Annotated in this window: 14 protein-coding genes and 1 pseudogene; 9 read left to right on the top strand and 6 right to left on the bottom strand. The window is 65.4% G+C overall.

What is annotated here, in order from left to right:
- Nucleotides 1-4: 4 nt before the first annotated feature.
- The 5 genes and pseudogenes from E3U47_RS12730 (at nt 5) to E3U47_RS12710 (ending at nt 6,184) form a co-directional block, all read left to right on the top strand.
- Complete coding sequence (locus tag E3U47_RS12730) at nt 5-4,645, top strand: RHS repeat-associated core domain-containing protein (protein WP_134691789.1); 4,641 nt, start codon at nt 5-7, stop codon at nt 4,643-4,645.
- Nucleotides 4,642-5,019 carry a hypothetical protein gene (locus E3U47_RS12725; protein WP_134691788.1) on the top strand — a complete coding sequence of 126 codons (378 nt, stop codon included), beginning with the start codon at nt 4,642-4,644 and terminating at the stop codon, nt 5,017-5,019. The genes E3U47_RS12730 and E3U47_RS12725 overlap by 4 nt, the downstream gene beginning before the upstream one ends.
- Nucleotides 5,020-5,052: 33 nt before the next feature.
- Nucleotides 5,053-5,202 (top strand): annotated as a pseudogene (locus E3U47_RS12720) (transposase); the annotation flags it as partial.
- Between the two features lie 101 nt (nt 5,203-5,303).
- Nucleotides 5,304-5,600, top strand: coding sequence for a hypothetical protein (locus E3U47_RS12715; RefSeq protein WP_134691787.1), 297 nt, complete (start codon nt 5,304-5,306; stop codon nt 5,598-5,600).
- 146 nt (nt 5,601-5,746) lie between these two features.
- Nucleotides 5,747-6,184, top strand: coding sequence for a hypothetical protein (locus E3U47_RS12710; protein ID WP_134691786.1), 438 nt, complete (start codon nt 5,747-5,749; stop codon nt 6,182-6,184).
- An 8-nt stretch (nt 6,185-6,192) separates the two neighbouring features.
- Here the strand turns inward: E3U47_RS12710 and dsbG are convergent, their stop codons facing one another.
- From dsbG to dsbD, 3 genes are read right to left on the bottom strand one after another with little or no spacing between them, the layout of a single operon-like run.
- Nucleotides 6,193-6,951 carry a thiol:disulfide interchange protein DsbG gene (gene dsbG / locus E3U47_RS12705; protein WP_134691785.1) on the bottom strand — a complete coding sequence of 253 codons (759 nt, stop codon included), beginning with the start codon at nt 6,949-6,951 and terminating at the stop codon, nt 6,193-6,195.
- Between the two features lies 1 nt (nt 6,952).
- Complete coding sequence (locus E3U47_RS12700; RefSeq protein WP_134691784.1) at nt 6,953-7,783, bottom strand: TlpA disulfide reductase family protein; 831 nt, start codon at nt 7,781-7,783, stop codon at nt 6,953-6,955.
- Nucleotides 7,783-9,495, bottom strand: coding sequence for a protein-disulfide reductase DsbD (gene dsbD / locus E3U47_RS12695; protein WP_134691783.1), 1,713 nt, complete (start codon nt 9,493-9,495; stop codon nt 7,783-7,785). The genes E3U47_RS12700 and dsbD overlap by 1 nt, the downstream gene beginning before the upstream one ends.
- Before the next feature lie 176 nt (nt 9,496-9,671).
- On the opposite strand from dsbD, the gene E3U47_RS12690 reads away from it, so the two are divergent.
- The 4 genes from E3U47_RS12690 to E3U47_RS12675 all read left to right on the top strand — a co-directional run bounded on the left by E3U47_RS12690 (nt 9,672) and on the right by E3U47_RS12675 (nt 14,991).
- A complete protein-coding gene (locus E3U47_RS12690; protein ID WP_134691782.1) occupies nt 9,672-10,355 on the top strand; it encodes a response regulator transcription factor in 684 nt (227 codons plus the stop codon).
- Complete coding sequence (locus E3U47_RS12685; RefSeq protein ID WP_134691781.1) at nt 10,352-11,674, top strand: ATP-binding protein; 1,323 nt, start codon at nt 10,352-10,354, stop codon at nt 11,672-11,674. Before E3U47_RS12690 ends, E3U47_RS12685 begins: the two co-directional genes overlap by 4 nt.
- A 180-nt stretch (nt 11,675-11,854) precedes the next feature.
- Nucleotides 11,855-13,252 (top strand): aspartate aminotransferase family protein, encoded by a 1,398-nt coding sequence (locus E3U47_RS12680; protein WP_134691780.1) that lies wholly within the window; start codon nt 11,855-11,857, stop codon nt 13,250-13,252.
- 116 nt (nt 13,253-13,368) lie between these two features.
- Nucleotides 13,369-14,991 (top strand): twin-arginine translocation signal domain-containing protein, encoded by a 1,623-nt coding sequence (locus E3U47_RS12675; RefSeq protein WP_134691779.1) that lies wholly within the window; start codon nt 13,369-13,371, stop codon nt 14,989-14,991.
- 55 nt (nt 14,992-15,046) lie between these two features.
- Here the strand turns inward: E3U47_RS12675 and E3U47_RS12670 are convergent, their stop codons facing one another.
- Genes E3U47_RS12670 through E3U47_RS12660 form a run of 3 tightly spaced genes read right to left on the bottom strand, consistent with a single transcriptional unit; the run spans nt 15,047 to nt 19,592 of the window.
- Entirely contained in the window at nt 15,047-16,444 is a 1,398-nt protein-coding gene (locus E3U47_RS12670; RefSeq protein ID WP_134691778.1) for an efflux transporter outer membrane subunit, read from the bottom strand.
- 3 nt (nt 16,445-16,447) lie between these two features.
- Entirely contained in the window at nt 16,448-18,412 is a 1,965-nt protein-coding gene (locus E3U47_RS12665; protein WP_134691777.1) for a MacB family efflux pump subunit, read from the bottom strand.
- 1 nt (nt 18,413) lies between these two features.
- Complete coding sequence (locus tag E3U47_RS12660) at nt 18,414-19,592, bottom strand: efflux RND transporter periplasmic adaptor subunit (RefSeq protein ID WP_134691776.1); 1,179 nt, start codon at nt 19,590-19,592, stop codon at nt 18,414-18,416.
- Between the last annotated feature and the right edge of the window lie 49 nt (nt 19,593-19,641).

The following is a 19,641-nucleotide window of genomic DNA, read 5'->3' as shown; positions in this document are numbered from 1 at the left end:
TTTCATGGACGACAGCCTGCACGCCGCCCGCATGGGCGACCTGATTCTCCACCCTCCCTTGATGGCCGAGCTGGTCAGTGGCCTGGTCGAGGCGGCTGTCTATGCGGCAGCCGTCGCTGCGGTCGGGGCCGCCATCGGCGGCGCGGTGGTGGCCGTGGTCGGTACCGGTGGTGCCGCCGCTGCGCTCACACCACTGATCGCCGGTGCCATGGTCAGTGCTGCCGCCATGTTGCCGGCCGGTGAAGACAAGAGCATTGGCGATCACATCAGCGACTTCAGCAACTGGGTCGGCAATTCGATGTTCCCGCCCGAGCCCTACGGGTCCATCAGCAGTGGCTCTCACAACACCCGCATCAACGGCATCCTCGCGGCGCGAGCCGCCGGGGTGAGCGGCGGCCCGGTAGCGGAACCGGAGCCCGGCGAAGAACCGTCGATCCTGGAGAACATCGGTGCCTACGCCATGGTCGGCGCCTCGATGGTAATGCCGGTGATTGGCCTGGCACAGGAGATCAACAGCATCTTCAACCCGCCGGTGACCACGCCGGCGGCACCCGGGTCGATTCCCAAGCCCGAGGACAAGGCGGTGTGCAGCAAGCATCCGCCGATGCCCGAGCAGTTTGTCGCCCAGGGCTCGGACAAGGTGTTCATCAATGGTCAACCAGCGGCGCGGGTCGGCGACAAGACCACCTGCGATGGGCCGATCGGCATGACCTATTCGCCCAATGTGCGCATTGGTGGTGGTACCACCACCGTGCGTGACATCCACGACGGCAAGAGCGCGGCGGCGAAGATCATCGGCCTGATCGCCGGGATGCTCATCAGTCGCCGGGGCATGCTCAAGGGCCGTCGCTGCGGGGTGGGCAACCCGGTGGCCCCTGCCATGGGCAGCAAATTCCAGGACGGCCCCGAAGATGTGGATTTCAAACTCGCGGCGCTGGTACCGATCACTTGGGCGCGGCGTTATGACAGCAATGACCGGCGTAGCGATGGCCTGTTTGGCCTGGGCTGGAGCGTGCCCTTCGAGGTGTGCCTGGAGCGTGTCGCGCACCCTGAGGGTGGCGAGTTGTGGATCTACGTCGATGATGAGGGATCCAGGCTGGAGCTGGGCCGCTTGCAGGTCGGCAGTGCCTTCGTCAGCATTCTCGACGGCCTGGCTTTTTTTCATCAGGACAACGGTTTCACCATCGTCGAGGACATCAACAGCGGGTTGTACCAGGTGTTCCACACCGATCCGCTGGACAGCCGGCGCTCGCGCCTGGTCAAGGTCGGTGATCGCAACCTCAATTGCCTGGAGCTGTTCTACGACGAGCAAGGCCGATTGCAGTTTCTTGGCGACAGTTCGTCCCGGACTTTCATCGAACTGCGCTTTGCCGACGGGCAAACGCGTCGGGTAGCCGAGATCCACAGACTGTACTTGCAGGCCGGTCAGGCCTTTGCCGTCGAGCAGCGCGAGTGCCTGGTGCAGTATCGCTACACCGCGGCGGGGCAACTGGAGAGCGTCGCCGATGGTGAGGGGCAACTGTTGCGGCGCTTTATCTATACCGACCAAGGGTTGCTGGCCAGCCATACGCTGCCCATGGGGGCTACGCGGTACTACGAGTGGGCCCGCTTCACGCCACCGCCGGCGCGTCAACCGTGCAGCTTGGATGGCACGCCTTACGCCATGCCGCCGCTGCTGGAGCTGCAGCCAGACCACGAGTGGCGCGTGGTGCGGCACTGGGGCAGCGACGGCGAGGATTATCGCTTCATTTATGACCTGGAGCAGGGCCATACCCAGGTCATCGATGGCCTGGGGCGTGAGGAACACTATCACTGGGGCGCGCTGAACGAGGTCCACACCTACATCGATGCGCTGGGATATTGCTGGCGGCACGACTACGTCGATGGCCTGTTGCGGCGTACCCTCGATCCACAAGGTGGCGAGTGGTCCTATAGCTACGATGCGCTCGGGCGCGTGGTTGCCACTACCGACCCGTTGGGGCGTTGTGAAAGCGTGGTCTATACCGAGCATTGGGCCTTGCCCACGCGCATCACGGATGGCGCCGGGCGGGAGCGGCGCTACCGCTACGATCAACGGGGCAACCTGATTGGCGAAGTCGATCCGCTCGGGCAGCCGACCCGCTACGCCTACGATGATCGAGGGCGGCTTACGCACAGCGTCGACGCCCTGGACAAGCAGCGCTCGTTCAATTGGAATGAGCGCGGCCAGCTGACCTGCGCGCGTGACTGCTCTGCTCAACAGACCCACTATCGCTACGATTGGCGCGGGCACCTGAGTGAGGTGCGCAACGCCGAGGATGGCACCACGCGCTATCGCTTCGACAGCCGTGGTCGCTTGTTACAGCGCGAGTTGGCTGACGGCAGGGTCGAGCACTACCAGATCGATGCGGCGGGGCAGTTGGCCCGGCATGTCGACCCAGCACAGCGCGTGACGCAATGGCAGTACGACGGTAGCGGTCGATTGCTGCAGCGTACTGATGCACTGGGGCGGACTGTGCGCTTGGGCTGGGATGCCTATGGCCGCTTGCAGCAGCTGGAGAATGAAAACGGCGAGCACTATCGTTTTGAATGGGATGCGTTGGATCGTCTGAGCAGCCAGCGCAATCTCGACGGTGGTGGCTGCACGCTGCGTCACGACGCGATGGGTAATGTCATCCAGCGTACCGTGCATCCGTGCGGCGTAGCGGAGCCCGCGTTCCCTGGCAGCTCCGCGGAGCCAGAGGCGCTGGCCCAGGTCCATCATCATCAACACGACGCCGTAGGCCGCTTGGTTCTCAAACGCACCGATGATGGCGAAACGACCTACCGCTATGATGCCGCCGACAACCTGTTGGCGATCTGTTTCACGCCGCGCGGCGGGCAGGGCCAGCAGTTGGCGTTTACCTACGACGCCATGGGCCGCTTGCTCAGCGAAAGTCATGGCGCGGGACAGCTGGGTTACACCTACGATCCCCTGGGCAACCTGCAAACCCTGACGCTGCCCGACGCACGCCGGATCAACTATCTGCGCTACGGCAGCGGGCATTTGCACCAGATCAACCTTGACGGTCGGGTGATCAGCGATTTCGAGCGGGACGCGTTGCATGGTGAGGTACTGCGCAGCCAAGGCGCGCTGCAGACCAGGACCCGCTTCGACAGCGCTCGGCGCCTGGTGCGCAAGGCCGTGGAGTACCGTGACGCTACGTTGGGCAGCCTGCCCCTGTTGCAAAAGGACTATCAGTACGATGCTGGTGACAACCTGGTCGGCGAGGTACTGACTCAGACCCAACGTTCCGGGAGTGGGCTGGACGTGGACCTGGAGCACCTGATCGGGCGTTTTCAGATCGGTGCCGGTGGGCGAGGCAGTTACCAGGGGCGTGCTGGCTACGGCTATGGACCTACCGGGCGTATCCATGCCGCGTCACGACAGATGCCCGATCCACAGCGGTCAGCGGTCGAGCACTTTGGCTACGATCCGGCCGGCAACCTGCTCGAGGGGGGACAGGTCAACGAGCGAGTCCGGCACGACCGGGTGAAAGTGTTCCAGGACCGGCGCTACCGTTATGATCGATTTGGTCGGCTCAGTGAAAAGCGCATTGGCAGCCGTCTGATCCAGCGCTTCGAGTACGATGCCGAGCATCGGCTGGTGTGTGTCAGGCAGCAGCGCGGGCCGCTGCGAGAGCGGGTCGAGTTTACCTACGATGGATTAGGCCGGCGCGTCGAGAAACGCGTCTACCGTGACGAACATGAGGCGCCGCACAGCCGTACCCTGTTCCTTTGGCAAGGCCTGCGATTGTTGGAGGAAGTGCAGGACGGCAAACCGAGCCTCTATTTGTATACCGGCGGCGGTCATGAGCCCCTGGCCAGGGTGGATGGCGCAGCTGGCAATGAGCAGGTCTTGCACTTCCATACCAACTCGGCAGGTCTGCCAGAGCAACTGACCGACGAGCGTGGCGCCAGCGTCTGGCACAGCGACTTCCAGGTATGGGGCAACAGCCGCCAGGAATGGCATGCGCCGACACAGGCCAGCCAGCAGAACCTGCGTTTGCAGGGGCAGTACCTGGACCGGGAGACAGGCCTGCACTACAACACGTTCAGGTACTATGACCCCGATATCGGTCGGTTTACCCAACCCGATCCCCTTGGGTTGCTGGGTGGCACCAACCTTTATCGGTATGCCTCCAACCCCCTCACCTGGATTGACCCGTTGGGCTTGTCGGCAATAGAGGGGGTGACAACCTTCTACCATGCCGGGGATATTCAAGGTGCCATCGACCCTTCAAAAGGTCGGCCAGGGCTGGACTTCAACCCCGCCGGCAAGGGCGGGTTCTATGTGACAACGGATAAAGCGCAAGCGGTGGAATGGGCTAACGCGCGCAACCATCCAACGATCACACAGTTTGATATTCCCAATGCCGAGCTCGCCAAGTTGGATGTCAAAGTGTTTGACTCCGCCAATGGTGAGTGGGCGGAGTACGTCACCAAGGGGCGTAAAGGGGAGCTCGAGCATGGGCATGATGGTGTGCGTGGTCCGATGGTGGCGAATCCTCAAGCCGTGAAAAGAGGCAAGGCAAAGCCCATCAGCAAGGGAAGCCAGTTTGCAATTTTCTCCAAGAAAGCAGCGGCGTTGTTCGACCGCTTCAAGGTAAAGGGTTGTCAGTTATGATGGATAAGAGCAAGGTTGTTGATCATATTGTATTGATCAATGAAGAGCAGCCGGATGAGCGCCTGGTCTTCAACTTCCATACTTGGCTGGAAGTTATAAAAGCTATTTTGGTCCACTATGCCGGGAGGTCAGAGTCGGAAGCAGAGTCGCTGCTGTTCTCTTCAGCTTTAGTGAACAATGCGCTGGGTGGCTATATGGCCGCGGTTGTACGTGCCCATGAGTTGGAATATCACTGGGCCATGGAGTTGGCGCATGGAGAGCAATACTGGCAGAGAGGCGTCAGCGCTGAAGAACCGGACGGCTACTTTGACTGGGATGAACAGTACAGGAAGGATCACGGCCTGGCAGAGGAAAGCTTTGAGTTTGTCGAATGACCGGTCTTGCAGGTGCCTGCCTTGCTAGCGTAACTCAAGACGCACGGTGTCGAAGATGTGCTGATTGCCGTGACCGATTGCCTCAACGGTATGCCAGAGGCTCTCAGTGCCGTGTTTCCAGAGACGACGTTGCAAATGTGCATCGTGCACTTGATGCGTAACAGCCTCAACTTACATCCCTGGGTTTACCAACTACCTGGGCACGCCCAGTGGCAGCTTCCTGAAGATCTTTGGCCAGGTCAGTGGACCTGGCGATGCGGTGCCTCTCTGAGGCGGAGAATGCAATGGCAAGCCTGGTCAGACTCGACAAAAAATATACCCCGTTCCTGTTCAAGGCGATCGAGGCGGTTGGCAGTAGCGATTTCGTCACCTCGGGCCAATATGACAAGGAGAACTTCAACCTTAGCTTCGAGGATGTTGTGCATGAGCGCGATGGGGTGCGCTACTACACCATCAGTTTTTTTGCCGAAGCGGTCACGGCACAGAACTGGATGACGGCGACAGCTGCCGAGGTGGGAGGGCTGCATGTGGAACTGGATGTAGCAACCCGGCAGGTCATTCGCGTGTACGGTGATCGATGATTTCAAGGTTCGGTTAAATAGCCGACCAGGCCGGGGGGCGGTAAACGAGGATGTGGCTTGCCGCGCGGCACGATTTGAAGCGACAAGGACCGCTCTAGCCTGGTGGCGACCGTATCTCCTTGTCCATGATCTCTAGAGGCTCTTCGATGATCAGGCTTGTCCCGGAAAAACTGGATTTTGTCATCAGCACCACGCATCTGCGGGCCGCTTACGACGAGACCGCAGACGCTGTCATCAACGTCGATGTACAGACAATCGCGGACTATGATGCCCAACGCTATCGGGAAGTAGACATCCATTTCGAATGCGTGGCTGAGATACGGTGCATCACCTTGAATTTTTTCGAAGTCAATCACGAGGGCTACAGTGTGCTGGGGCTAGGCGATCAACCGGTCCAGACATGGCGGCAGACGGGTGTCCATCCTAACCCCTGTTTCTACCAGGTCATGGACTCGGTACTGCTCAGCGCACGCAAAGCACTCTACGACCCATCAGGATCGCTGGGCTTGAAGCACTATCTGCTGGTTGGTTACGACAGCCATGTCGAGGTACTCGCCAAAGTCTATCGTTGCTCCTTCAGATAAACTGCGGTTTAACGCTTGCCGAGTATCTTGCCCAGCATCTCCGGCCGCGGCGCCCCTTGCTGGCTCTGCAACTGCCCTTGTTCATCCTGATAGAAGATCGCCGGCGTTGCCGCCAACCCCAGCTCTTCCATCAGCGCCATGTTCGCCTCGAGCTTTTTCTGCACTGCCTCCGGCACCTTGTCCAGCGCCTTGAGGGTGCTGGCCTTGCCGGCTTTCTCATGCGCTTGCAGGGCCTGGGCCGGGTCCTTGGCGGCGAGCAGCGCGGCGGACTTGCCCGGGCTGTCCTCGCGGATGATACCCACCATGATGTGGCGCAACTGCACCTTGCCCGACTCGACCCAGGGCCGTGCCTGCTGCCAGAACATGTTGCAGTAAGGGCAATTGGGGTCGCTGAACAGGTAGACGACGCGCGGCGCGTCAGCCTTGCCGTCGGCGATCCAGGCGGTGTTTTCCATCTTCGCCCACACGGCCTTGCTCATCGGTGCGTACACCAGTTTTTCCAGGGGCTCGGCGCTCAGGTCCTTGCCTTGTTCATCGAACAGGCTGCCCACCAGCACGTGCTTGCCATCGGGCGTGAGGTAAAGGGCGATGCCGTTGTTGTGGTACTCGGCGGCATAGCCGCGCAGGCCATCGGGGGCATCGAAGCTGCCTTTGATCACGGCGCCCTTGGCCTGCAGTTGCTGGATCGCCTTGGGCAGTTGCTCGGCCTGCAGGGCCGGGCTGGCGAGGAGGGCGAGGGTCAGGGGCAGCAGCGCATTCAATCGCATGTCAGTTTCCTTGTGTGGCGGGCGCGTCGGCGCGTTCGAAGGGTTCCAGGGCATGGCGCAGGCTGGCCCGCGACAGCTCGCCCAGGTGGCTGCCGACCAGCCGTCCTTCGGCGTTGTAGAACAGGGTGGTGGGCAGGGCCATGGAGCCGACCTTGCGGGCCAGTTCGCCGGTGCCGTCGAATAGCACGTTGGACAGGGTCAGGCCGGTGGTGGCCATGAAGGTGCTGACGTTCTCCGGGGTTTCGCCCTGGTTGACGAACAGGAAGGTCACGTGAGGATAGTCGTCCTCGGCTTGTTGCAGTACCGGCATTTCGCGGCGGCACGGCGGGCACCAGGTGGCCCAGATATTGATCACCAGCGGCTTGCCACGGTAGTCGTGCAGGGCCACGGCCTGGCCGCGGCTGTCGCGCAGGCTCATCTGCGGCAGCTCGGTGCCCTTGCTGTAGAGATGGCTGGCCAGACTGGCCAGGCCCCAGAACAGCGCGCCGCTGAACAGTGCCCAACCCAGCGACCGACGCAGGCCGGGGCGGCGCCAGCCTTGCCAGAGGGTGCCCAGGACCAGGCCCAGCAGCCCGCCCCAGAGCAGGAACCCACCATCGCGAATGTCGATGATCTGCAAGGGGTCGTCGCGGTACATCGGCCAATAGGCCAGCACGAAGCCCAGGCGGGCGAACAGCAGCCCCAGCAGGAACAAATTGAACAGCGCCGACTCGGGGTTTTCGCCGCCGCGCCGGGCCACGCGCCAGCCGACCAGGCTGGCGATGCCCAACGCCGCGAGCAGCAGCAAGTGGTTCAGGGCCATGGTCAGTGGCCCGAGGGTGACCGTCAGCATCAGCCTTGGCTCCTGGTCTGTGCCCAATGTTGCAGGAACCCGGCGGCATCGACTTCCCCGGTGATACGCCGGGCGCGGCGTTCTTCACCTTCCGGGCCGATCCAGATCAGGCTGGGCGGGCCGGGTACCTGGTAGTGTTGCAGCAGCGCGCGGCTAGCCGGCGCATCGGCGGTGACGTCCAGGCGAACCAGGTGCACGTTGGCCAGGCTGGCCTGCACATCGGCGCGACCGAATACCTGTTTTTCCATGACCTTGCACGACACGCACCAGTCGGCATAGTAGTCCACCAGTACCCATTGCCCACGGGCCTTGGCGGTGTCCAGCTCGCGTTGCAGGTCTGCGGGGTTGGCGACGGTGACGAAGGCGTCGCTGGCCTTGGCGTCGGCGCCCGCGTTGCCGGCGAAGGGTTGCAGCGGCTGCCACAGGTCGCTGCCACCGGCGGCGGCGCCGACCAGCAGCAAGCCACCCCACAGCGCGCCCAGCAGCGGTATCGCGCGTAGCGCTGGCAGGCGCTGCAGGGCAGGCCAGGCGGCCCAGCCCAGGGCAATCAGCCAGCCGCCGGCCAGTGCCAGTACCAGGGCCTCGGGCAGCAGGCTGCGCACGGTATACAGGGCCATGGCCAGGAACACGAAGCCGAACAGCCCCTTGACCAGGTTCATCCAGGCGCCAGGGCGCGGCAGGTAGCGGTTGCCCAGGGTGACCAGCAACAGCAGTGGCACGCCCATGCCCAGGCCCAGGGTGAACAGTACCAGCGCGCCTTGCAGCACATCGCCGCTCTGGGCGATGTACAGCAGGGCGCCGGCCAGTGGCGCGGTCATGCAGGGCCCCAGCAGCAACCCGGACAAGGCACCGAGCAGCGCCGCGCCATACAGATTGCCGCCGCGGGTGCCCTGGCCGGCGCGATCGAGGCGGTCACGCAGGGCGCTGGGCAGTTGCAGCTCGAAGGCGCCGAACATCGGCAGGGCCAGGAGCACGAACAAACCAGCCAGGCTGCCTAGCAGCCAGGGCTGTTGCAGCCAGGCTTGCAGGCTGGCGCCGAGCAGCGCGGCGATCACGCCCAGACCGGCATAGACCAGCGCCATGCTCAGCACGTAGACCCCGGCCAGCAACCAGCCGCGGCGGGCGCTGGCGCCGTTGCCCAGGACCAGCCCGGCGAGGATCGGCAGCATCGGCAGCGAGCAGGGGGTGAAGGCCAGCAGCAGGCCCAGGCCGAAGAAGGCCAGCAGGCTCCAGGCCAGGCTACCCTGTTGCAGGTTGCTGGCCAGGGCCTGGTCGCTGGCCTGGTCGGTCGCCGCTGCGGTGGGCGGGGCGGCGCCGAGGGCGATAGCCGTGGTTTGCGGCGGATAGCACAGGCCGGCGTCGGCGCAGCCCTGCCAGCCCAGGCGCAGTTCGCCGCTGGCGGTGGCTGGCAACAGCAGTTCGAGCTGCTGGCGATAGACCGCGCTGTCGCCGAAAAACTCGTCATGGTGGTTTTCCGCCACCGGCAGGGCGGGCTGCTGTGCGGCGGGCAGACCGTCGAACTTCAGGCGTTTCTGGTAAAGGTAGTAGCCGTCCTTGATCTGGAAGTACAGGCGCGTCTGGCCGTTGTCCAGGCGCTCGTGGGACAGGACGAAGGCTTCGTTCACCGGCAGGAAGTCCGGTTTGACGGCGAAGGGGTTGGCCTGGAGGGGGCCGGCGAGCAGCAATGCCAGGAAAAGCAGGAAAACACGCATGTCGACGCCTTGGTAGAGCTTGAGTTGGGGCCATGCTGGGCGTGGCTTATTAACTGAAGGTTAAACCCGCTGACGGCAAACGCCTGGCAATGATTGCCGCAACGCCAAGAGGGTTCATAATCCCCCCTTAATCAGCACGCTGTGCAATGCCCGCCAGCCCAGCCAGGAGATCCCCCATGCACGTTCTGCTCTGCGAGGACGACGACCTGATCGCCAGCGGCATCTGCGCCGGCCTCTCGGCCCAAGGCCTGACCATGGATCGGGTGGCCAGCGCCTCGCAGGCCCGGCAAATGCTGCAGACCGCGCAGTTCGACGTGATGATCCTCGACCTCGGCCTGCCCGACGAAGACGGCCTGAAGCTGCTGCGCCGCCTGCGCCAGCAGGGTGAGACGCTGCCAGTGCTGGTGCTCACCGCCCGCGATGCGGTCACCGACCGCGTCGATGGCCTGCAGGCCGGCGCCGACGACTACCTGCTCAAGCCGTTCGACCTGCGCGAGTTGGCCGCGCGCCTGCACAGCTTGTTGCGCCGGGTTGCCGGACGGGCGGTGAACGCCATCGAACACGGCCCGCTCAGCTATGACCCGAGCAGTTGCCTGGCGACCCTGGCCGGCCAGCCTGTCGACCTGTCGCGCCGCGAGCAGGCGCTGCTGCAGGCCTTGTTGCAGAACCCCGGGCGGGTGCTCTCCAGCGAACAGCTCAAGGATTGCGTGTACGGCTTCGGCGACGAGGTCGAAAGCAACGCGCTGAACGTGCATATCCATCACCTGCGGCGCAAGCTCGGCAACAGCATCGTCGAGACCGTGCGTGGCCTTGGCTATCGCCTCGGCCCGGCCCTGGCCCCGCAGGAGGGCGCGTCATGAGCCTGCGGGTACGCCTGTCGCTGATCCTCGGCAGCGTCTTCATCGTCATCTGGGTGCTAGCCGCCGCCTGGATGCTGCGCGACCTGCGCCAGCAGATGATGTTCTCCCTCGACCAGCGCCTGGTCGCCTCGGCGCGGATGGTTGCCGGGTTGATCGACCAGTTGCCGCAGCCGCTGGCCGCCAAGGGCCAGGATGCGCATTTCGCCGCCGACCAGTTCAGCGTGCCGGACGGCATGGCGTGTCAGGTCAGTTCCCTGCGCGGCGAAATCCTCGCCAGCAACCATAAGCACGACGGCAGCATCGATGACGGGCGCAGCGGCTTTCGCGACCAGACCATCGACGGCGCCTCGTGGCGTACCTTCACCTACAACCATGGCGATGTGCGCATCACCACCGCCGACCGGCATCAGGAACGCGAGGCGCTCAACCAGTCGATCCTGCTGGCGGCCTCGGCGCCGGTGCTGATGGCCTTGCTCGGCAGCCTGGGGTTGCTGTGGATCGGCCTGGGCAAGGGCCTGGAACCGCTCAACCGCATGCGCGACGCGCTACGCCGGCGCCGCGCCGACAGTGTCGAGCCGTTGCAGGTGGTGGGCCTGCCCAGCGAGCTGCAGCCGCTGCTCGCCACCCAGAACCAGCTGTTCCTGCGCATCGCCCAGACCATCGAGCGCGAACGGCGCCTGACCGACGATGCCGCCCATGAACTGCGCAGCCCGTTGACGGCGATCAAGACCCACCTGCAAGTAGCGCGCATGACCGATGGCGCGGTGCGCGAGCAGGCGTTGGCGCATGCCGAGCAGGGCACCGATCGCATGCACCGCACCCTTGAACAACTGCTGATGCTGGCGCGGGTCGAGGGCAGCCTGTCGTTCGACGACGGCGTGCAGTGCAGCGCCGAACAGGTGGCCTTGCAGGCGGTGCAGGATGCCGGTGGCGGTGACAACCGGCGTATCCGCCTGCACCTGCCAGAGGAGGCCACCCAGGTCTACCTGGGCATGCCGGCACCGCTGGCGGTCGCGGCCTTGCGCAACCTGCTGGACAACGCCTTGCGCCATGGCGGTGATGCCGAGGTGGAACTGGCCGTGCAGGCGCGGGACGGGCAGGTCGGCTTCATGGTTCGCGACCATGGCCCCGGGATTGCCGAGGAAGATCTTGCACACCTGACCGAACGCTTCTGGCGCCATGGCCAGAGTGGTGGTTGCGGCTTGGGGCTGGCGATTGTCCAGGCCATCGTCCAACGTTGTGCCGGCACCTTGCGCTTCGACAGCCAGGCCGATGGCTTGCGGGTGTGGTTGCAGGTTCCGGCCCGCCCGGCGGTGTAAGCAGATAGAGGGCGTGGGAGCGGCCCTGCCCCACGCCAGGGCCATCATGGCCACGATAAATCCCACGCCAAGCGCTAAATCCGCACCTCGCCAAAGCGTTTTCCAAGCGATAACAACCCGACCACATCCGGTGACAGGAAGCGTGGCGGGCACATTCGCTTGCTTGCGAGGGTTTTCCCGATGTCGACCGCTTCCAGCCTTGCCCAGGCGCTGCCGGCCACCGCGCCGCGCGCCTTGTATGAGTTCGAGCCATCAGCGCTGCTGTTGCGCCAGCAACAGCAGGAGTCCAACGCCCGCAGCTACCCGCGGCGTATCCCCCTTGCGCTCAAGCGTGCCCGGGGTATCTATGTCGAGGACGTCGAGGGTCGCCAGTTCATCGATTGCCTGGCCGGCGCCGGTACCCTGGCCCTGGGCCACAACCACCCGGTGGTGATCGACGCCATCCAGCAGGTGATCGCCGACGAACTGCCGCTGCATACCCTGGACCTGACCACGCCGGTCAAGGACCAGTTCGTCCAGGACCTGTTCGGCCTGCTGCCCGAGGCATTGCGCCGCGAGGCGAAGATCCAGTTCTGTGGCCCCACCGGCACCGACGCGGTGGAGGCGGCGCTCAAGCTAGTGCGCACCGCCACCGGGCGCAGCACGGTGCTGGCGTTCCAGGGCGGCTACCACGGCATGACCCAGGGGGCGCTCAGCTTGATGGGCAGCCTGGGGCCGAAAAAGCCGTTGGGCGCGCTGCTCGCCAGCGGGGTGCAGTTCCTGCCTTACCCCTACGACTACCGTTGCCCGTTCGGCCTGGGCGGTGAGGCGGGAGTGCGTGCCAACCTGCATTACCTGGAGAACCTGTTGAACGATCCGGAGGCGGGCGTGGCTCTGCCTGCCGCGGTGATCGTCGAGGTGGTGCAGGGCGAAGGCGGCGTGATCCCGGCGGATATCGAGTGGTTGCGCGGCCTGCGCCGGATTACCGAGCAGGCGGGGGTGGCCTTGATCGTCGACGAGATCCAGAGCGGCTTTGCCCGTACCGGCAAGATGTTCGCTTTCGAGCACGCCGGCATCGTGCCGGACGTGGTAACCCTGTCCAAGGCCATTGGCGGTAGCCTGCCGATGGCGGTGACGGTCTACCGCGACTGGCTGGATACCTGGTCGCCCGGGGCGCACGCCGGCACCTTCCGCGGCAACCAGATGGCCATGGCCACGGGTTCGGCGGTGATGAAGTACCTGGTCGAGCACCGCCTGTGCGAGCACGCCGAGGCCATGGGCCAGCGCTTGCGCGGGCATTTGCAGCGCCTGCAACAGGACTATCCGCAACTGGGCGACATCCGTGGCCGGGGGCTGATGCTCGGTGTCGAGCTGGTGGATCCGACCGGTAGCGGCGATGCCCTGGGCCATCCGCCGGCCTGCCGTACCCTGGCGCCTAAGGTGCAGCGCGAATGTCTGCGCCGTGGCCTGATCCTCGAGTTGGGTGGCCGGCATGGCGCGGTGGTGCGCTTCCTGCCCCCGCTGATCATCGGCGCCGAGCAGATCGACGAAGTCGCCGGGCGCTTTGCCGAGGCGGTGCGCGCCGCCGTGGCGGGCTGAATAATTCGGGGCCGCTTGCGGCCCCGTGTTTCCAAGTTTGGGCGGTAAATTTCCACACGCCTGGTACGTCCTAGCTTGGATAGAAGCCGCGTCACGCGGAGACGGATTGAGGCGCAATGACAATTTCTCGACGAGGATTCATCGCCGGGTTGGCCGTGGCGGGCGCCACGGGCACGGCGGCCTATTACGCGCACAAGCAACTGACCCATGACCCTGAGGACGATATCGTCACACCCGGCGAGGCCAGCGTGGAGTTGGCCGACTACAGCGGCCAGGTGCTCGCGGACCTGCTGCGGGGGGTCTGGGACATCCGTTTCGAAGGCGCTGACGCAGGTCTCGAGGGTGTGCCGGGCGAAGGCGTCGAGCTGTTCCTCGATATCGCTACCAAGGGGCGCGGCCTGCGCGGTTTCGTCGATACCGGTGAACGCCTGCGTGGCGAGGCGGAACCGGCCTATCGCGTGCTCGGCGATCTGGTGGGTGCCAGCACGGGCGCGGTGCGTTGGCGGCTGATGAGCACGCACGGCGGGCCGGGCTATGAGTGCGTGGCCAGCCTCGATGAGGTCTGGGGCGAGTTCGCCAACGCCGGCAGCGGTACCTTGAGCGGGCGCCTGCAGCGCCTGGACCGGCCCTTGACCCTACCGTTGCAGGACAGCCGCTTCGTAGCGGTCAAGCGTCTGTTCCCCGAAGCGCGTGAACGGATCCCCTATACCCCGCAGATGCAGGACTGGGTGATCGGTGCCGAGCACCGCTTGTTCCACCAACTTTGGCACGCCACCCGCGACCAATGGCACAAGTTGCCGGAAGTGAAGCAGAACGCCCTGCGCGGCCTGGGCTGGCAGCCTGGGCCACGAGACCGCGAGCGCGATGCCCGGGGGCCGCGCAAGCACCGTAACGGTTCGGGTATAGACTTTCTGTTCATGCACCGGCACATGTTGATGTACGCGCGCACCTTGCAGGATTTGCCTTCCTGGTCGCGTTTCCCGTTGCCGCGGCCGAGCGTGGAACTCGATCGCCCGGGGTTCGCCCGTTACTACGACAACCACGACGGCTACCGGGTGCCACCCGGCTGGCAGGCGCCGGGTGACGAGGCCTATGGGCAGTGGGTCGGGGCGATCAAGGCCGGCGAGACCTACTGCAGCAACTTCCAGGTCTGGGAGTCGCAATACCAGGATCCGTTGTACCTGTCGAAACTGTCCCTCGGGGCTTTCGGCTCGGAACTGGAGATGAACCTGCACGACTGGTTGCACATGTGCTGGGCCTCGGTGCCACGCGACCCTGGCAATGGCGCGCCGGTGCCGTTCGCACGGGATTCGGCCGACTTTGCCGCGCGCTGGTTCGGGCGTGACAACGACTTTCTCGGCGATCCGTTCTCATCCCATGTCAACCCTGTGTTCTGGGGGTTCCACGGGTGGATCGACGACCGTATCGATGACTGGTTTCGCGCCCATGAGCGTTACCATCCTGGTCAGGTTCGACGCCTTGAGGTCAATGGTGTGCCGTGGTTCGCGCCCGGTCGCTGGGTGGAGGTCGACGACCCTTGGCTGGGGCCGGATACCCACGGTTGCAGCACGCAGCCGGGCATGCGTCCGGGCAAGTCGGTGGAGATGGATGTCGAGACCATGAAGCTGGCGTTGCGCATCACCTTCGGCGAGGGCGACCAGATCGAACCCTTGCTGCGCAAGGTGCCGCAACGGCCCTGGTATGCGCGGCACCTGTCGCTGAAGAATATCGTGACCTGAATGTCAGCCTTGCCAACGAACCTCGACGTTGCCGAGGTTCGTTGGCAAGGCAGTCCTATTGCACCTGCCATCCCCCACCCAGTGCCTTGTACAGCGCCACGCTGCCTTGCAGCCGTGCCAGGCGCAATTGCGCCTGTTGGTCCTGGGCCTGGTACAGCGTGCGTTGGGTCTCGAGCACGCTGAGCAAGGTCTCGGCGCCGGCACCATAGCGCTGCTGAGCCAGGTCGAAGGCGATGCGCGCCTGCTCGACTTCCTGGTCTTGCCACTGGCGCTGGCGCTCGACGCCACTGATGGCGTTGAGCGCCTTCTCGACATCGGCGAAACCGGCGAGGATGCTGGCGCGGTAGGCTTCGAGTAGCTCTTGTTGTCTGGCACTGGCGAGGTCCCGGGCCGCGCTCAAGCGTCCATTGTTGAAGATCGGCGCGGTGAGCCCGGCGGTGAGGGTGTAGTAAGGGCTGTCGAGCAGGTTGGCGAAGCTCCGCGCGCCACTGCCCAGGTCGGCGCCGAGCACCAGACGCGGCAGCATGGCGGCCCGGGCCACCTGGATGTCGGCATTGGCCGCGGCCAAGCGCGCCTCGGCGGCGGCGATGTCCGGTCGTCGCCCGAGCAGGTCGCTGGGCACGCCGCTGCCAATGCTGGGCCAGCGCAGGGCATCGAGAGTGTCGAGGCTGGCGGGCAAGGCCTGGACCGGATCGCCGAGCAAAGTCGCCAGGGTGACGCGGTTGTCCTGGCGGCGTTGTTCCAGCAGCGGTAACTGGCGCTCCTGGGCGGCGACCAGGCTGTGTTGCTGCGCCAGTTCCAGGCGCGTGGCCGCGCCCGAGCGCTCGCGTGTCTCGACCAGCGCCAGCACGTCGCGGGCATTGCCGAGGTTGAGGCGGGCGATGCGTAACTGTTCTTCCAGGGCCAGGCCTTGCAGGTAGCTGTCGGCGACGGCGCTGGTCAGGGTCAGCTCCACGGTCTGGCGATCGAAGCGACTGGCGGCCAGGCTGCGCAGGGCGCTGTCGCGGCCTGCGCGCAAGCCGCCCCAGAAGTCGATTTCGTAGCTGGCGCTCAAGCGTGTGCCGAACGAGGTGCTGGTGCGCTCGCTGTTGCTGGCATCGAGCTGGTCGTTGCCATCGCCGCGCAGCAAGCGCTGGCGGCTGCCGTCCAGGCCGAGGCGCAGTTCGGGCAGCAAGGGTGCGCCGGCGATGACCGCGCTGGCTTGCGCCTGGCGCACGCGGGCGGCGGCGGCGGCCAGATCATGGCTGTTGTGCCGTGCGCGTTCGACCAGGCGGTCCAGCTCGCCGCTGGCGAAGGCGCGCCACCATTGCTGGTCGGGGAAAGGCTGCGCCACCTGGGTGGGGCCTTGCCAGGTGGTCGGCGGTTCGATGTTCGCCGGCGGCGTTGGTGGCGTGTTGCAGGCGGCGAGGCACAGGCTCAGGGTCAATAGGCTGAAGCGGCTTGGAATCGTCATGGGTTATTCGCTGGTAAGGGCCTTGACCGGGTCGAGGCGGGCGGCCTTGCGGGCCGGCATGAAACCGAACATCACCCCGGTGATCACGGCACAGGCAAAGGCACCGAGCATGGCGGGCAAGGTGAAGGCCACGGCGATGCTGGCCAGCAGCAGGCCGCCACCGATGGCCAGGGCCAGGACGATGCCGGTGACCCCGCCGACCATTGATAGCATCACCGCCTCGGTGAGGAACTGCCGCAGGATGTCGCGCTGGCGTGCGCCGGTGGCCATGCGGATGCCGATCTCCCGGGTGCGTTCGCGCACGGTCATGAGCATGATGTTCATCACGCCGATGCCGCCGACCAGCAGGGAAATCGCCGCGATTGCGCCGAGCATCAGCGACAGGCTGTTCTGGGTGCGGGCCTCGGCCTGGATCAACGCCGCGGAGTTGGTCAGTTCGTAATCGTGCTTGCCCTGGTGGCGCTGGCGCAGCAGGCGATCGATCGCCTGTTCCGTCTCGCTCACGTGCCTGGAGTCGTGGGCGGCGATGGCCACGTACTCGGGATCGCGACTGCCGAACAGGCGGATCGCCGCGGCGGAGTAGGGCACGGCGATGCGTTCGTCGGCGTCCTGCTGGCCCGAACTTGCGCCCTTGGCCACCAGCACGCCGACCACCTGGAATGGCACATTGCCGATCAGTACATAGCGGCCAAGCGGGTTGCTGGCGTCGGGGAACAGCTTGTCCCGCACCTTGGAGCCGATCACCGCCACGGCGGCACCGCTGGCTTCGTCGGCTGCGCTGTAGAAGCTGCCCTCGGCCACCGGCCAGTCGAACACCTCGGAAAACCAGGTGTTGTTGCCGCCGACATAGACCTGCAGGCTGTTGTTGCCCTGGCGCACCATCAGCTTGTCGCCGATCACCGGCATCACATGGCGCACCTGCGGCAGTTGGGCAATGGCGTCGACATCGTCGAGGGTCACGATACCGCCAGGCTCGCGCTCGGAGGCCTCCTTGCCGTTGAGGTAGAGGATATTCGAGCCGAACGCGGCCATCTGCGCCATCACCTGGCGCTTGCTGCCTTCACCCACGGCCAGCATGACCACCACCGACGCCACGCCGATGACGATACCGAGCAAGGTCAGGGCGGTGCGAAAACGGTTGATCCACATGACGCGCCAGGCAGCTTGCAGGGCCTCGAGCAGTTCGCCTTTCCAGGCGCCCTTGAGGGTGGCGCCGCGGTCGAGGCGCTGGCGCAGGTCATCGGCTTGCAAGGACGCATGGGTGACCGCGGGCGGTTGCTCGGCGGCCGAATCGCTGACCACCTGGCCATCGCGGACTTCGATGACCCGTTGGGCGCGGGCGGCGACTTCACGGTCGTGGGTGATGAGGATGATCACGTGGCCCTGGCTGGCCAGCTCGTCGAGCAGGGCCATGACCTCGGCGCCGCTATGGCTATCCAGCGCGCCGGTGGGTTCGTCGGCGAGGATGATGTGGCCGCCGTTCATCAAGGCCCTGGCGATCGAGACGCGTTGTTGCTGGCCGCCGGACAACTGGTGCGGACGATTGCCGGTGCGGCTGGCCAGGCCCAGGCGCTCAAGCAGGGCGTGGGCGCGGGCATGGCGTTCGGCAGGGGGCGTGCCGGCATAGATGGCCGGCATCTCGACGTTTTCCTGGGCCGAGCCCGAAGGAATCAGGTGGTAGCCCTGGAACACGAAACCGAAGGCTTCGCGGCGCAGCCAGGCCAGCTCGTCGCTGTCCAGTTCGGCCACGTCGCGGCCGGCGAAGCGGTAGCTGCCGCTACTGGGGCGATCCAGGCAGCCGAGGATGTTCATGAGGGTCGATTTGCCCGAGCCGGAGGCACCGACGATGGCGACGAACTCGCCTGGATGGATGCTCAGGCTGATGCCGCGCAAGACCTCGACCTGCGGCGAGTCGACGCCGCCATAGACCTTGCGGATGTCACACAGCTCGATCAGCGCAGTGCTCATGTCAACCTCCGCTGGCGCTGGGGCCGCCAATGACCAGGCGCTCGCCTTCGTTCAGCCCGTCGAGGATCTGCACGCGCAGCCGGTCGGCCAGGCCCGTGCGCACCTGGCGCGCCTCTACCTTGCCTTGGCTGTTGAGTACCTGGGCCAGACGCAGGCCGTCACCTGGTCCATCCTCCAGCGCTGCCAAGGGCGCGCTCAGTACCTGGCTGGCCTGGCCGGCGACAAAGAACACCTGGCTGGTCATCTCGGCCATCAGGGCGCCGTCGGGGTTGTCGACATCCAGCAACACGGTGTACTGCACCACTTTGCTGCCGGTAGTGCCGGCGCTGGCGCTGGCCGGGCTGCCGCTGCCCTGGCTGGCCTGCTCCAGGGGCTTGGGCGGGATCGGCAGGATCTGCCGCACGCGGCTGGTCCAACGGCGCTTGCCGCCGGCGAGGGTGGTGAAGTACGCGGTCATGCCCGGTTTGACCTTGCCGATATCGGCTTCGGAAACCTGGGCCCAGACCGTCATCGGCGAGAGCTTGGCGATGCGCAGGATCAGCGGCGTCTGTTGCTGGGCGTTGAGGGTCTGGCCTTCGCGGGCGTCCACCGCCACCACGGTGCCGCTCATCGGCGCATAGATGCGGGTGTAGCCCAGCTCGGCTTCGTCGCTGCGCAGGCTGGCCTGGGCCTGGCGGATCTGCGCCTGGTACATGTCGATGCGTGCCTGGGTCACCTTGAGTTGAGCTTGCGCCGCCTGCAGGTCTTCCTGGCGGGTGGCGCCGGCCGCGGCCAGGTCGCTTTGGCGCCGGTGCTGCTGCTGGGCCAGTTGATACTGGGCGCGTTGCTCGGCGAGCTGGGCCTTGAGGTTCTCGATCGAAAACCGCCCGGCGTCGAGCTTGGCCTGTTGGGTGGATGGATCGATTTCCACCAGCAACTGGCCCTGGCGAACTTCGTCGCCGGCTTCGACATGCAGCTTGCGGATCTGTCCCGAGGCTTGGGCGCCAACGTCGACGTAGCGGCGTGGCTGCAGGGTGCCCAGGGCGGTGACGCTGCTTTCTATGTCGGCGCGGGTCACCGGCACCGTGCTGACCGGTGCACCGCCCAATGGCAGGCTCTGCCAGGCCACCAGGCTGCCGAGGCCGAGCAGGCCAAGGGTGCCGAGCAGTACCCGGCGGCGGGGGGGGGATGTGCGTGTCATGCGGGCTTCCAGCCAGAGGGAAGGGCGAGTGCCGCGTCGCGGGCGGCAC

This window comes from Pseudomonas sp. RIT623 (assembly GCF_004519305.1).
In the GTDB taxonomy this organism is placed as follows: Bacteria; Pseudomonadota; Gammaproteobacteria; order Pseudomonadales; family Pseudomonadaceae; genus Aquipseudomonas.
The sequence above is the reverse complement of the archived record's forward strand: the minus strand, read 5'-3'. Positions and strand labels throughout refer to the sequence as shown.

Excerpts from the sequence above, each read along its gene's own strand:
- E3U47_RS12730 (WP_134691789.1), top strand. The coding sequence starts at position 5 with ATGGACGACAGCCTGCACGCCGCCCGCATGGGCGACCTGATTCTCCAC.
- E3U47_RS12725 (WP_134691788.1), top strand. The coding sequence starts at position 4,642 with ATGATGGATAAGAGCAAGGTTGTTGATCATATTGTATTGATCAATGAA.
- E3U47_RS12715 (WP_134691787.1), top strand. The coding sequence starts at position 5,304 with ATGGCAAGCCTGGTCAGACTCGACAAAAAATATACCCCGTTCCTGTTC.
- E3U47_RS12710 (WP_134691786.1), top strand. The coding sequence starts at position 5,747 with ATGATCAGGCTTGTCCCGGAAAAACTGGATTTTGTCATCAGCACCACG.
- dsbG (WP_134691785.1), bottom strand. The coding sequence starts at position 6,951 with ATGCGATTGAATGCGCTGCTGCCCCTGACCCTCGCCCTCCTCGCCAGC.
- E3U47_RS12700 (WP_134691784.1), bottom strand. The coding sequence starts at position 7,783 with ATGCTGACGGTCACCCTCGGGCCACTGACCATGGCCCTGAACCACTTG.
- dsbD (WP_134691783.1), bottom strand. The coding sequence starts at position 9,495 with ATGCGTGTTTTCCTGCTTTTCCTGGCATTGCTGCTCGCCGGCCCCCTC.
- E3U47_RS12690 (WP_134691782.1), top strand. The coding sequence starts at position 9,672 with ATGCACGTTCTGCTCTGCGAGGACGACGACCTGATCGCCAGCGGCATC.
- E3U47_RS12685 (WP_134691781.1), top strand. The coding sequence starts at position 10,352 with ATGAGCCTGCGGGTACGCCTGTCGCTGATCCTCGGCAGCGTCTTCATC.
- E3U47_RS12680 (WP_134691780.1), top strand. The coding sequence starts at position 11,855 with ATGTCGACCGCTTCCAGCCTTGCCCAGGCGCTGCCGGCCACCGCGCCG.
- E3U47_RS12675 (WP_134691779.1), top strand. The coding sequence starts at position 13,369 with ATGACAATTTCTCGACGAGGATTCATCGCCGGGTTGGCCGTGGCGGGC.
- E3U47_RS12670 (WP_134691778.1), bottom strand. The coding sequence starts at position 16,444 with ATGACGATTCCAAGCCGCTTCAGCCTATTGACCCTGAGCCTGTGCCTC.
- E3U47_RS12665 (WP_134691777.1), bottom strand. The coding sequence starts at position 18,412 with ATGAGCACTGCGCTGATCGAGCTGTGTGACATCCGCAAGGTCTATGGC.
- E3U47_RS12660 (WP_134691776.1), bottom strand. The coding sequence starts at position 19,592 with ATGACACGCACATCCCCCCCCCGCCGCCGGGTACTGCTCGGCACCCTT.